General features: G+C 31.9%; 14 protein-coding genes. 8 read left to right on the top strand and 6 right to left on the bottom strand.

The genetic code is table 11. The features are described 5' to 3' along the window. The first annotated feature begins 9 nt into the window (after window positions 1-9). From tcaR to tcaB, 3 genes are all read left to right on the top strand, one after another. Window positions 10-468, top strand: a complete 459-nt coding sequence (gene tcaR / locus BB045_RS06035; RefSeq protein WP_053023283.1) for a MarR family transcriptional regulator TcaR — start codon at window positions 10-12, stop codon at window positions 466-468. 111 nt (window positions 469-579) lie between these two features. After that, complete coding sequence (tcaA, locus tag BB045_RS06040) at window positions 580-1,944, top strand: membrane-associated protein TcaA (protein WP_053025207.1); 1,365 nt, start codon at window positions 580-582, stop codon at window positions 1,942-1,944. 259 nt (window positions 1,945-2,203) lie between these two features. After that, window positions 2,204-3,412 carry a putative multidrug effflux MFS transporter TcaB gene (tcaB, locus tag BB045_RS06045; RefSeq protein ID WP_075140591.1) on the top strand — a complete coding sequence of 403 codons (1,209 nt, stop codon included), beginning with the start codon at window positions 2,204-2,206 and terminating at the stop codon, window positions 3,410-3,412. A 113-nt stretch (window positions 3,413-3,525) separates the two neighbouring features. Here tcaB and BB045_RS06050 read toward each other — a convergent pair whose 3' ends face one another. Beyond that, entirely contained in the window at window positions 3,526-4,077 is a 552-nt protein-coding gene (locus BB045_RS06050) for a TetR/AcrR family transcriptional regulator (RefSeq protein WP_070581987.1), read from the bottom strand. 128 nt (window positions 4,078-4,205) lie between these two features. On the opposite strand from BB045_RS06050, the gene BB045_RS06055 reads away from it, so the two are divergent. Continuing rightward, complete coding sequence (locus tag BB045_RS06055; RefSeq protein WP_053025209.1) at window positions 4,206-4,853, top strand: HlyD family secretion protein; 648 nt, start codon at window positions 4,206-4,208, stop codon at window positions 4,851-4,853. A 12-nt stretch (window positions 4,854-4,865) separates the two neighbouring features. After that, window positions 4,866-6,920 (top strand): DHA2 family efflux MFS transporter permease subunit, encoded by a 2,055-nt coding sequence (locus BB045_RS06060; protein WP_070678689.1) that lies wholly within the window; start codon window positions 4,866-4,868, stop codon window positions 6,918-6,920. Between the two features lie 123 nt (window positions 6,921-7,043). Here BB045_RS06060 and BB045_RS06065 read toward each other — a convergent pair whose 3' ends face one another. Beyond that, complete coding sequence (locus BB045_RS06065) at window positions 7,044-7,691, bottom strand: hypothetical protein (RefSeq protein WP_070485072.1); 648 nt, start codon at window positions 7,689-7,691, stop codon at window positions 7,044-7,046. 195 nt (window positions 7,692-7,886) lie between these two features. On the opposite strand from BB045_RS06065, the gene BB045_RS06070 reads away from it, so the two are divergent. Further along, on the top strand, window positions 7,887-8,786 hold the full coding sequence (locus BB045_RS06070) for an alpha/beta hydrolase fold domain-containing protein (RefSeq protein WP_075140592.1): 900 nt from the start codon (window positions 7,887-7,889) through the stop codon (window positions 8,784-8,786). 184 nt (window positions 8,787-8,970) lie between these two features. Here the strand turns inward: BB045_RS06070 and BB045_RS06075 are convergent, their stop codons facing one another. Then, a complete protein-coding gene (locus BB045_RS06075) occupies window positions 8,971-9,366 on the bottom strand; it encodes a hypothetical protein (RefSeq protein WP_053025213.1) in 396 nt (131 codons plus the stop codon). Window positions 9,367-9,368: 2 nt separating this feature from the next. Beyond that, on the bottom strand, window positions 9,369-9,845 hold the full coding sequence (locus BB045_RS06080) for a thioesterase family protein (protein ID WP_053025214.1): 477 nt from the start codon (window positions 9,843-9,845) through the stop codon (window positions 9,369-9,371). A 120-nt stretch (window positions 9,846-9,965) separates the two neighbouring features. Between BB045_RS06080 and corA the strand changes: the two genes are divergently transcribed. Next, window positions 9,966-10,913, top strand: a complete 948-nt coding sequence (corA, locus tag BB045_RS06085) for a magnesium/cobalt transporter CorA (RefSeq protein ID WP_070581997.1) — start codon at window positions 9,966-9,968, stop codon at window positions 10,911-10,913. A gap of 44 nt (window positions 10,914-10,957) precedes the next feature. Further along, window positions 10,958-12,007 (top strand): type 2 isopentenyl-diphosphate Delta-isomerase, encoded by a 1,050-nt coding sequence (fni, locus tag BB045_RS06090; protein WP_037549931.1) that lies wholly within the window; start codon window positions 10,958-10,960, stop codon window positions 12,005-12,007. 108 nt (window positions 12,008-12,115) lie between these two features. Here the strand turns inward: fni and gltS are convergent, their stop codons facing one another. Both gltS and BB045_RS06100 read right to left on the bottom strand, forming a co-directional pair. Next, window positions 12,116-13,327 carry a sodium/glutamate symporter gene (gltS, locus tag BB045_RS06095; protein WP_075140593.1) on the bottom strand — a complete coding sequence of 404 codons (1,212 nt, stop codon included), beginning with the start codon at window positions 13,325-13,327 and terminating at the stop codon, window positions 12,116-12,118. A gap of 287 nt (window positions 13,328-13,614) precedes the next feature. Beyond that, window positions 13,615-14,223, bottom strand: a complete 609-nt coding sequence (locus tag BB045_RS06100; RefSeq protein ID WP_053021407.1) for a DNA-3-methyladenine glycosylase — start codon at window positions 14,221-14,223, stop codon at window positions 13,615-13,617. Window positions 14,224-14,279 lie beyond the last annotated feature (56 nt).

Below are 14,279 nucleotides of genomic sequence, written 5' to 3' on the forward strand. Positions count from 1 at the left end.
AGTAAAGTAATGAGCATAATTTCAAGAAACCACATCGAATTTATGAAGCAATTCATTGATGATACTAATACTTTAACTGCAAAGTTATTAAAAGATCAGCAAAGCAAGTATGGTATTTCAATGGAGCAATCCAATGTTCTAAGATTGCTAAGCCATCATCAAGTATTATCAATTACTGAAATAATTGAAAAACAAGGTGTTAATAAAGCAGCAGTAAGTCGACGTATCAAGAAACTAATCGATAGTGGCTTCGTAGCATTACAAAAGCCAAATAACAATATTGATCAACGACTAAAATATGTTGCTCTAACGGAAAAAGGTAGAAAATATACTGAAGAAAACAATAAAATAGTTAGCGATATGGTTAGTGATATGGTAGCTGATTTATCAAGTAAAGATATTGAGAAAGCTTTAAGTGTATTATATATAATAGATGAGAGAGTAAAAAAATTTAATTCAAAAGTTTAAATTAGTATGAAGGTCTAGAATGATTATTATATAATAGAAATCATATTCTTAATTTGAAATTAAAATATCAATCGATAAATATATTCTAGTAGAGGGGAAGTTGGTGACTAAATGAGTACATGTCCGAAATGTGGACAGAAAATTGATAGTAACTTAAACAAATGTCCTAATTGTGGAAATAAATTAGACAATAAAGACAATCAAATAAACTCCCCTCAAATCAACACATCTAATATTAGGATAAGAAAGTTTATTCCTTGGGCTATCGTTGCGTTTATCATTGTTTTACTAATTATTGTGTTTGTATTGGTTAGAAATTACAATTCACCTAATGCGCAAACAAAGATTTTAGTTAATGCAATTGATAATAATGATTCACAAAAAGTAGCGACGCTATTAAGCTCTAAAAATTCTCATATAGATTCTGATGAGGCAAGTGTATATATAGACTATATTAGAAGTGAAGTTGGAATGAAGAAGTTTGCGCGCGATATTAAATCTACAGTAGAAACACTCAATAAAAGTGATTCAAAAGAGGCAATTAATTTAAAAACGCGTGCAGGTAATAACTACTTACGTGTAAGTAAAAATGGTACACGATTATTAATATTCGATAATATGAGTTACACTGCTCCTACAAAGAAGGCAATTGTGAAACCTAAATTGGATACGAAATATGAATTTAAAGATGGTGGAAAAAAGAAAACAGTTATTGCTGATGCGAATAAGACGACTTCACTAGGTACTTATATCCCAGGTATATATTCTGTTGATGCTAAAAAAGAAACAGAATATGGTGAGTTTAGTGGTCAACTTAAATTTGACTTTAGATATGGAAAGAGTAACACAGTTGAAGTAAATGAAAATTTCAACGAAGCGTTATTAACAGTCAAATTAAAAGGAAAAAGTGATTTAGACAAAGGCTCATTAAAAGTTGAAATAAATGATAAACAAATGAAATATAGCAGTTCTAGAGAATATGGACCTTATCCTCAAACGAAAGATGTTACAGTTTCTGCACTAGGTAAGGCAAAAGGGAAAACATTCCATGCAGAGACAAAAACAATCAAAGCAAGAGATTTAGGTAATATTAATAGTGCTACATTAGAGTTTGATGATGAAGAGATTAGTGATTATATCGAGGAAAAAGAAGCGGAAGAAAATAGTTTGAAAACAAAGCTAAGTAATTTCTTTAGTAATTATTCTTTCACTTTGAATTCAGCTATTTCACAAAGTGATTTCAATTTAGTGAGTACATTTTTAAAAGATAAATCGAGTATCTATAAGTCTATAAAAAACAATTTAAACCAATCAGTTGCTTTTATTAATCCACAAGTTGTAAGTGCTAGTCAAAAAGGCAACACGATTAATACTAAAGTGCAACATTTAAATAGCAATGGGCAGTATGAAACCACTAATTATGAATTAAGAGAAGATAGTGATACGGGTAATATTCAATTAGTTGATTCAAAATAAATGAATGAGTAGCGATCGAAATTGTATCTTTAACATTCATTTTAAATAAGTATTTGTAGACTGAACTGAGAAGGTGATTAAATCAAGCTTTTCTCAGTTCTAGTCATTTATAAGAGAATGAACGAAACACAAACTTAAAATTTCAGTAAGTGGTTTAAAAATTCGAAAGCTAGAGTAATATTGAAGCATGTTTTATTCCAACTTATTAAATTTTAATCAATACATAAAAATATGAAACCTAAAAAGGTGGGATAATATAATGGATATAGAGCAAAAGCAAAAGAAAAATTCACCGTTATTTATTATTATATTGGGTGCTTTAACTGCTATAGGTGCTTTATCTATAGATATGTTTTTGCCAGGGCTACCAGAATTAAAAAATGATTTTAATACGACTACTGCTAATGCACAACTAACTTTATCTTTATTTATGATAGGTTTAGGGTTAGGTAATCTGATTGTAGGTCCAATATCCGATAGTATTGGGCGAAAGAAACCACTAGTTATATCAATGATTATATTTGCTTTAGCAAGTTTAGGTATTGTCTTCGTTGAAAATATTTGGATTATGGTATTTCTTAGATTTATTCAAGGGTTTACTGGAGGCGCTGGAGCTGTTATATCAAGAGCGATTGCTAGTGACATGTATCGTGGAAATGAACTGACTAAATTTTTAGCACTGCTCATGCTAGTTAATGGAGTAGCACCTGTGATTGCGCCAGCTTTAGGGGGCTTAATTTTGAGTTTTGCTGTTTGGCGAATGGTTTTTGTCATTTTAACGCTATTTGGTGTATTAATGGTGTTAGGTTCATTGTTTAAAGTTCCTGAATCTTTATCGGTAGAAAATCGTGATAGCAGTGGAGTGAATGTGATTTTTAGTAACTTTAAAAGTCTACTCACAACACCACGATTTGTCTTACCAATGCTCATTCAAGGCGTTACATTCATCATGTTATTTAGTTACATTTCTGCATCACCATTTTTAGTTCAAAAAATATATGGTGTTTCGCCATTACACTTTAGTTGGATGTTTGCAGGAGTGGGAATCACACTTATTATTGCGAGTCAGATTGCTGGAAAATTAGTAGACTATTTTCACCCACAAGTGCTACTACGTGCATTTACAATTATCCAAATCTTTGGCGTTGTGATTGTGTCATTAACATTAATAAATCATTGGCATTTTGCGTTATTAGTTATAGGTTTTATCGTTTTAGTGGTGCCAGTTACAGGCGTCGCGACATTAGGATTTTCAATTGCAATGGAAGAACGTACAACCGGAAGCGGAAGCGCATCAAGTTTATTGGGATTATTACAATCTTTATTAGGCGGCCTTGTGACACCACTTGTTAATCTAAAAGGTGAATATAACAGTATGCCTTATATCATTATTATTAGTCTCACAGCAATTTTACTTATCATTTTACAATTATTAAATATTAAAGTATTTAAACATGACAAATTATAAAAGAAATTAAATTAATTACTATGCTACGATGAAACAATTAAATACAGTATCAAAGTGAAGAAGCCATTAATCGAGTTAACTCAATTAATGGCTTCTTCATTGGCTAAATACAACTATCTTTGAACTTTTAAAGTATTAGCTAGTAATGCACTTGCTACTTCATCCGGGCGTTCTTGACACCCTAATCTTAACCAATTTAAAATGACACCTATTTGACCACTCATTGTATAAGTTATAAAAAAAGGCACGTTTTGAATGGTTGTATTATTTTCTCCTAAAATTCTCGTGTAATACTGTTTCGTAATATCAATATATTCCATAACTAATTCTTTATTTGGATGGGAAATAAAAATAGCGTGGTAAAACGCTTTTTTTCTATAGATATATTTTAGAATAATATGGAAGAATTTATAAACTTTTTCAGGATTTTTTTTAATATTATCAAAATTAAAAGAGAATGTGTTGAGTAAGTGTTCGTATTTATTCAAATGATAATTTTGGATTTTTGATAGCAAGTCAAATTTATCTTGAAAGTGATCATAGAAAGTTGACCGATTGACATTAATATTTGCACAAATCATCTTTATAGATATATTTTCGAAGGGATAAATTTCTAATAAATCAATTAAACTTTTTATAATTTTATATTTAGCGTTTTGCTTCATCTTGTCACCTGATTTATCTTGTACTTCATTTAGCCGACAATTTACTAATAATTGTTGGTGTTAATTTTATTTATATGTCTTTATAATATTAAAAGTGATTTTGAAAAGCAAATAGGAGGAAATGTTCAATGAAGAAAATGGTGTTAATTAATATCATCACAATCGTTGTTCTAGTTGTAGTTGGTATTGTAGGTTTCTACTTATATCATAATGCTACAAGCTTTGTAACAACTGATAATGCCAAAGTTGATGGAGAACAAATTCAAATCTCTAGCCCAACTTCAGGTCAAATTAAATCTCTTGATGTAAAACAAGGGGACAAAGTTAAAAAAGGTGACAAAGTAGCAGAAGTGAGTGGTCAAAGCCAAAGCGGTGAGTCACAAACAATGGATATCAAAATGCCAAAAAACGGAACTATCGTTAAAACAAGTGGTATGGAAGGTTCAGTTGCACAAGCAGGTTCACCAATTGCTTATGCTTACAATTTAGATGATTTATATATTACAGCAAATATTGACGAAAAAGATGTTAGCAGTGTAGAAAAAGGCGACAAAGTTGACGTAACAATCGACGGTGAAGATTCTGACGTTGACGGTAAAGTTGAAGAAGTAGGCCAAGCAACTGCAGCTAGCTTCTCATTAATGCCATCATCTAACACTGACGGTAACTACACTAAAGTATCTCAAGTAGTACCAGTTAAAATTTCTTTAGATTCTGCACCATCTAAAAATGTTGTTCCTGGAATGAACGCTGAAGTAAAAATTCATAAAGACTAAGGAGGTCATAGAATGACAACGACCTTCATTGTTGGATATATTGTTTTAGCGGTCATTTTAGTTGGTTTAGTTAACGTTCTTGTGTTGAAATCACGTAAGAAACGTAAGAACCAAGCTAAGGGACAACACATAAATGAAGAATCTAAAAGTCAAAGTAATCCATCTAAATTTAAAATCAGTGACTTAGACCGAGATAAAGCGTCGAATCGCACGCAAGATTCTCAAAGAGACGATGATAAACAGCGTCACACGAACTCTGAAGATAGACACATTGAAAATGATAAACGAAAAAATCATTTCGAGAATGAACAAGATCAGCAAGATCATGCATCAGAGCAAATACATCCTGAGCAAAAGCAAGCATCACATTCCTTACATTATGCTGATGATGCTACTGAGGATGACAAAAAAGATGATGATGTAAACAATCAACATCTACCTAAGGATTCAATTTATGAACCGATTAATCCTGATTCTCAAGAAGGACGTGTAAACGAACGTATTAAGAAACAAAAAGAAGATTTTGTTTTTGGAAAAGGGATTACAAGAAATAAAATTTTAGCAGCAATGTTGTTTGGTATGTTTATAGCCATCTTAAACCAAACGTTATTAAACGTTGCATTGCCTAAGATTAATACAGAATTCAATATTTCTGCGTCAACTGGACAATGGTTGATGACAGGATTCATGTTAGTAAATGGTATTTTAATTCCAATAAGTGCATTCTTATTTAATAAATACTCTTATCGTAAGTTGTTTATTATTGCACTTTTATTATTCACTATTGGTTCACTAGTCTGTGCACTTTCTAATAACTTCCCTATGATGATGGGTGGACGTGTACTACAAGCCATTGGTGCTGGTGTGTTAATGCCATTAGGTTCTAACGTAATCGTTACAATCTTCCCACCAGAAAAACGTGGCGTTGCAATGGGAACAATGGGTATAGCAATGATATTGGCGCCAGCTATTGGACCAACTTTATCAGGTTACATCGTTCAAAATTATCATTGGAACGTTATGTTCTATGGTATGTTCTTCCTAGGAATTGCTGCAATGATATTCGGTTATTTCTGGTTCAGATTATATCAAAGAACAACAAATCCAAGAGCCGACTATCAAGGTATCGTCTACAGTACGATTGGATTTGGTGCACTATTATACGGATTCAGTGAAGCCGGTAATAAAGGTTGGGGTTCAGCTGAAATCGTAACGATGTTCATAATTGGTGCGATATTCATTGCTGCATTCGTCATTCGTGAATTAAAAATGAGAGCGCCAATGTTAAATCTTGAAGTGTTGAAATCATCAACATTTACACTAACAACTATCATTAACATGGTTGTTATGATGAGTTTATTCGGTGGTATGATTTTATTACCAATCTACTTACAAAATTTACGTGGCTTCTCAGCACTTGATTCAGGACTGTTATTACTTCCTGGTTCATTAGTTATGGGTATATTAGGACCAATTACTGGTAAGCTACTTGATACAATTGGTTTAAAACCTTTAGCATTGTTTGGTATAGCTGTAATGGCTTACGGAACATGGGAACTTACTAAATTAAATATGGATACATCATATCTTCATATAATGAGTATTTATGTGATTCGATCATTCGGTATGGCATTTGTAATGATGCCACTTATGACAGCGGCCATTAACGCACTGCCACCAAGACTTATTTCTCATGGTAATGCATTCCTAAACACGATGAGACAATTAGCTGGTTCAATTGGTACTGCGATTCTTGTTACTGTTATGACGACGCAAACAACAAATCATGTTGGTGCGTTTACAGATGAATTAGATAAAACAAATCCTGTGATCCAAGACCACGTCCGTCAAATGGCGGCACAATATGGTGGTCAATCTGAAGCAGTACAAGCTATCTTAAAATACGTAAATCAGCTTGCATATATCGAAGGCATTAACGATGCATTCTGGATTGCGACTGGATTAGCAGTCTTAGCATTTATTTTAAGTTTATTCTTAAAAGGTAAAAAAGGCGCTGATGCAGAACATGAAAGAATGATGAATGCAGAAAGTAATAAATTTAAATAAAATGATGTTGGGGGACATTATTTTTAAAGTATCGGTACACTTCTTTAAGTGTGATCGATACTTTTTTTATTAGAAAAAAGCCATTGTGACTAAATGATTACGTCTACAATGGCAAAAAATATATTACTTGATTTTAGGATGGTTCATTTTTCGATTTCTGAAAAAGAAACTAACAATTAATAAAGCTAGACTACATACTAATAAAATAAGCGCATTATGAATAGCATCCGCTTCACTAATAATTTGATTAGCAGAAACATTTAACGAGAAACTTTGTAGTTTATCAGCAATTCGTTGACCAATTACTTGTATTGCATATCCGAAATACAGTGACATGATCAATAATATTGAAATCACAATAAAATTTAAAATCTTTAATAAAGTTCGATTGAAGATAATAGTCAAAATAGTGATAACTAAACTTACAATTGTTAAAATGAAAAATATATTAAAAACAAATACGAGACGATTGGCCACATCTTCAAGATTAGCTAATTGGCTTAAATTAATATTAAGTGTACCTATTTGTGTAACCGTATACTGAAAATCTTTAATCTGACCGTAACTAATGGGTTGATTAGCAAATGCTAAATTAAAGATAGGTTGTTTGTACATACTATAACCCGTAATAGCTACTAATATGAAAATTATGATTTGGATAATTAAACTCACCCAAGATCTTCTTTTTCGGTTGTTACGATTAGAACGAAGATAGTTGTGATTATCAATAGGAGATTTATTATCATATTGTGTTGTTTTTCTTTCTGACACTTTTCTAACTCCTTTTCTATAATTCATTTGTTTTCTAAGATTGACTAATTTATACTGAATTTAATATGCAATTAACAATATTATATTAAATATTTAATCATGATTTTTTTGAACATAGTTTTCATTATATCGCTTTTTGTGCTAAATGTAATGACGTTTAAGTAATTTATTATTAATTAAGGTAGGTAGAATTTTATGAGATCACATATGGTTAATCGAATCATCAATCGATACTTACTGCACAATCGTTCAATAATGTTTGATAATGATTCAGATTTCGATAAGTTCATGGATAAAAGAAAAGATATTAATCAAGCGAAGCATAAGCAACCTTCAAGTTTAAATGTTAAATCTAATTTAGATAAGTTGTCACACGATGATATGCAAGTATTTAGATTTAATTTTCGTCATGAAACAAAAAAGAAAATTCTCTATATTCATGGTGGTTATAATACGTTGCAACCCTCACCATTTCATTGGAGGTTTATGGATAAACTTGCACTTAGTACGCTTTATGAAGTTGTGTTGCCAATTTATCCTAAAGCACCAGAACACCACTTTCAAGACACATTTAAAGCAATCGATGGGATATATCAATCTTTATTAGAAGAAGTGGATGCCAAGCATATCGTTATTATGGGGGATGGTACTGGGGGCGCATTAGCACTAAGTTACGTTCAACAACTTGTGGCTAATAATCAACCATTACCTAATAAAGTTTATCTACTTTCACCAATGTTGGATGCAACATTGACTAATCCTGAAATAACTAAGGATTTAAGCAATAAAGACCGTTTCGTCAATAGGGATGGTTTACAACGTATATTCAATATATGGACGCAAGGAGAAGCACTAGCTAATCCATTAATATCACCAATTTATGGACAACTACACGATTTACCACCTATCGTTTTATTCGGTGGTGGCAGAGAAATTTATCATCCAGATATGAAGCGTTTTGTATATAATTTGGAGGATAAGGGACAACCAGTTCAATTCTTTGAGTATCCGAAAATGTTCCACGATTTCCCTTTATTCCCTATACGTGAGTCACACAAAGTAATTAAACAAATTACTAAGACGATTGATGCTTAATTAACATCAAACAAAACATAGTTTGATATAAAAAAGTACTCTAAGTCTACTTAGCAGATATGACGTAGGTAATTGAACTGAGAAGGGCATTTAATTGTTCCTTCTCAGTTCTTTTTGTTGAAGATGAGTTCTCGTCTTCTGTCACTTCAAATCATGAAATATGAATAACTTCATTGTTCAAAATTTAAATTAAATTTTGAACTTTAGTTATAACCGTTTGTTGACCTAAGTTATGATAATAATTGTCTATGCCTTGTGCCAAATCTATTTGAGATACATCTTGTTGATTTAACAAATTCACTAAATTAGATGATAAGTTCGCAAATTGACTTGCATAGTCATTTAATAAATGTTTCAAAATTTCCTCATTTTCCTCTGATGCAACGATATTTTGTAATGCTTCAATAGCTTGTTTCTGTCCTTGATAATAACTAATATTAAATGCTCTTTTAAGCAATTCCTGACTGGGACCATTCATAAATAATTGTTTAGTAATATTGAGTTCTATTAAGTCTACTTTAAGCTCATCATTTAAATCATATAATAATTCTAAAAGTTGATTGCGGAATTGTGATACCATTTTTAGTTCTCCTTTTTAGGTATTCCTATTTGATGACCTAATTGTTTAGGCCATTCAATAGTACCTTGTTGACTATAATAATTAGCAATGTTTTGATGATAATCACTTGGAAAAGGAGCAGACTTATGTTTGTTACTGTCAATTCCCATCATGATAACTTCGTTAGTTGCAGCTAGTTCATCTTCATCTGTATAAAGCATTAAAAAGAAATGTACACGTTTATAATCATAATCATAAATATAAACTTCGATTCGGTAAGCTGAATTGAGTGATAACTCTGCTAGGTACGTCGTATGTTCTTCTAAAGTGAACATTGTGTATTGAAGTACCTCACGTTCCTTTAAAGAAAGTCCATGCGTGTAGTTAAATTCATTTACAGCTTCACTAAACACTTTATTATATTCTGAGTCATGCATGTGGTTGTTATAATCAATTTGATTTGTTTCTACCACTTTATTAATAATTACAGGATTACTCATTACTAAAGACCTCGCTCATATATTGATAGTTCTATTTTACTAAATAAAAATAACACATACACATGATTTAATTCATGGTAGAATGAAAGACGTATGGTTATGTAGGAGGTAAAGGTAACAATGACTATGACAATTCGATATCAAACTAAAAATCAATCGCTCACTCAAGTTGATAGTGTGAAGGAGATTCCTGAAACAGCAACAATTGTATGGTTTGATTTTGAAAATGCAACACAAGCAGAGAATGATTATTTAATAAGTCAATTTGAATTTAACTATTTAGAGTTAGAAGACGCCATTACAGGTGTGCCACGTGTAAAATATAAATCCTATGAATCATATCAATATTTAGTATTTCACAGTATGTACAAAGATGATTTTTCTCCAATTTCTTTAAATGTATTTTTAAGTGAGAAAGTACTTGTTACATATCACCACAAACATTTTGAATCGTTAAATGAAGTGGCTAAAATGAATGCACAACATCATGATTCAGACTTGGATTGTGCAGATATAGTGATACATATTTTAGATATGATGGTTGATAAATATTTTGAATTCGTATATACAATTGAGGATAAAACATATAACTTTGAAGATGCACATGTAGATGATACTCAAAGTAAAAAAATAATGGATAATGTTTTTCAAATTAAATCTGATTTAATCAAAATTAAAAGGGTATTATTCCCTATGCAAGAATTAGTTAATACAATTAAAACTGAAGGTAAATTGATTGTAGATAGTAAGCATTCGATGTATATTCAACATATCGATGACCATCTTATAAAGCAAAATAATATCATAAGAACATCACAGGAGATGGCTAATGAAATAAGAGAGAACTTCGAATCTTATTCATCATTTCGAATGAATAGTATCATGCAAGTATTAACATTGGTTTCAGTCATTTTCTCACCTTTGACATTTATTGCAGGTGTCTATGGCATGAATTTCGAATATATGCCAGAACTTAAATGGCAATATAGCTATCCAATTTGTATGATCGTCATGTTAATTATAGCTATTGCATTGATTATCTTTTTCAAAAGAAAAAAATGGTTCTAATATATTATGAAACTTTATTAATTTAAGCAAAGGTAGGTACAAAGATGAGTGACTTTCAAAGAGAACAGAGGAAAAATGAACATGTTGAAATAGCAATGGCTCAAAGTGATGCACCTCAATCAGACTTTGATCGAGTGAGATTCGTGCATCATTCAATCCCTAGCATAAATGTAGATGAAGTAGACTTAACAAGTCAAATAACAGATTTTGATATGACATACCCTATTTATATCAATGCGATGACAGGCGGCAGTGAATGGACAAAACAAATTAATGAGAAACTTGCAGTTGTCGCTAGAGAAACTGGATTAGCAATGGCTGTAGGCTCTACACATGCCGCTTTGAGAAATCCTAAAATGGCGGAATCATTCAGTATTGCACGTCAAACCAATCCAGAAGGTATAATTTTTAGTAATGTTGGTGCCGATGTTCCTGTAGATAAAGCCGTAGAAGCGGTTAGTTTATTAGATGCACAGGCTTTACAAATTCATGTGAATGCACCACAAGAACTTGTGATGCCTGAAGGAAATCGTGAATTCTCGACTTGGTTAGATAATGTAGCAGCTATTGTTCAACGTGTTGATGTTCCAGTTATTATTAAAGAAGTTGGCTTCGGCATGAGCAAAGAACTATATAAAGATTTAATTGATGTTGGTGTTACATACGTTGATGTAAGTGGTAAAGGTGGAACAAACTTTGTCACAATTGAAAATGAGCGTCGTTCAAATAAAGATATGGACTATCTTGCAAATTGGGGACAGTCAACTGTAGAGTCATTGCTTGAAAGTTCAGCTTATCAAGATTCACTTAATGTCTTTGCTAGTGGTGGTGTACGTACGCCTCTAGATGTTGTTAAGAGTCTAGCATTAGGGGCTAAAGCTGTAGGTATGTCTCGACCATTCTTAAATCAAGTTGAAAATGGGGGCATCACGACAACGATTGAGTATGTTGAGTCATTTATTGAACATACGAAATCAATTATGACAATGTTAAATGCAAGAGATATTAGTGAATTAAAACAAAGTAAGTTCGTTTTCGATCATAAGTTAATGTCATGGATTGAACAACGCGGTTTAGACATTCATAGAGGGTAATATTGAATAGGTCATTCAACCATAATTCGCATTAATAAATTATACAAAGAAAGCAAGTTGAGAGTTTGGACTCCCAACTTGCTTTTTTATAATGCATAATATAAAACTTTAGTTTCCAAAAATATTAATAAAGCCCATAACGATAGGTACACCTGCTAAGTCAATTAAGAAAGCTCCAACTATAGGAACGACAAGATATGATTTTGGTGAACTACCATATTTTTTAGTAATTACATCTAAATTTGCCATCGCATTTGGTGTAGCCCCTAAACCATGACCTATAAATCCACCAGCCATAACAGCAGCATCATAGTCTTTACCAAGCACTCTAAATAGTATAAAGAATGCAAATAGTGATATAAATAAGACTTGAACTAAAACGATAGCGATAAGAGGTAATGCAAGTGAATATACTTGAGTAAGTTGAATACTCATCAGTGCTAGTGATAAGAATAAGCCTAGAGCTACATCACCAATTTGATCAATCAGTTTTAAATCGATGAGTTGTATGTTCGCATATTCCGATACATTTCGAATTGCAACTGCTACAAACATTGAGCCTACATACATAGGTAAACTTTGACCAGTTAAATTAGAAAATTGATCACCTATCCATGTACCTAATGACATGCACAGTGCAATAATTGTTAATTGTAGAAAAAATACTTGTGTAGGTTGATATTTACGATGCAGCACTTCATTAGATTCTACTTTACTATAATCTTTAAACGAATCATCGCTGTTTTCAGGTTTTAGGTTATAGCGTTTAATGAGTGCCTTTACTAATGGTCCACCAATTAATCCACCAAATACTAAGCCTAAAGTTGCTGCTGCAAGTGCAGCAGTAATAGCTGAATCAATATTAAAACTTTCTTCAAGCGTTTTACCATAAGCCGCTGCATTCCCATGTCCACCTTCCATTGACATTGAACCAGCTGTTAAACCTAACAATGGTTTAATATGTAATACTTTAGCTAATGAGATCCCAATGAAATTTTGACATATTGCCAGAAATGCACAGCATACAAAGTAAAGTATTAAAACTTTCCCACCAATTTTAAATAATTTAAAAGATGCACCTAATCCAATAGTAGTGAAGAATACCATCATGAAGAAATCTTGAATAAAGCTAGCATCTAATTTAATTTGAATAATATTTAAGGTATCTAAGACTGCAACTAGAATTGCAAATAGTAATCCTCCTATAACGGGAGGTGGTATACAAATTCTTTGTAAAAATGAAACGTGATTGACGATGAATTCACCTAGTAAAAATAAAAGACAGGCAAGACATAGTGTTGTGATCGCATCTATTTCCATTTATATAGCCCCCTTTATAAACGAGTTAAAAAATTTTAAATAGCACTTCTTGTAAGCGCTATAAATCCCCATGTATAACATTATACATATAAGAAATATAGATTTCTAGGATAGGTATTATGGTTTTTATATAATACGAAATTTTAATAAGTTTATAAAAAGATAAAAAACTAATTGGAATATTAATTTGTAATATCTATGAAAATAGATTTGTTGATATTAAACAATTTAGAAATAGTCATAAAGGCCCATTCTAAGGATTAAAATTTCTAGAATGTCTTTTTTCTTTATTTCCAAGTTTCATCTGGGTTTAGGCAGTCTGATTTACGTATATGTGAAACAAATGGATTACCTTTAACTGTGTATCGTAGCGGTTTATTAGTCCAGTCGCCTTTATTCGGTATTCCAATTCTAGCACTTTCAACAATATCCCTAGGGTATTTACGGTGTTTAGTATCAATGGATAAGCGACAATCATTTAATGTGGCACCATCAATTGCTCTAGGTATATTAAACGCTTTTGTCCATTTTCCGGGTCCATTTGTTAATTCATATCCTGACTTATTACGATTATGTTTCATCATTTCTATGCCATCTAAAGGTTCAATAGCTCGAATCAGTACTCCTTCAGGGACACCTTCGTTTTGAGTTACGAAATTCACTAATAGATGTGTGTGCATCACATGTCCGTAAATGGTGCCGCCTCTTTTATAAAGTGAAGTCACTTTAGGCGTTTGCTTACCTCCAAATCCATGAGCTGCTCGATCTGTAAAACCTAAATAAGCTTCTGTTTCAACAATATAGCCACTATACGTTTGAAATTCGTCTTCATACATGACTTTGACACCTAATAACGCTTTAGCGGTTTCAGTCGTTGGTCTTGATACAAAATCCACATGAACACCTTCTTCCTCTTGAAAATTTAATAACTGATAATTAAAGCTGAAGCTTA

The sequence above is a fragment of the Staphylococcus sp. MB377 genome (assembly GCF_001922505.1).
Classification (GTDB): Bacteria; Bacillota; Bacilli; order Staphylococcales; family Staphylococcaceae; genus Staphylococcus; species Staphylococcus haemolyticus.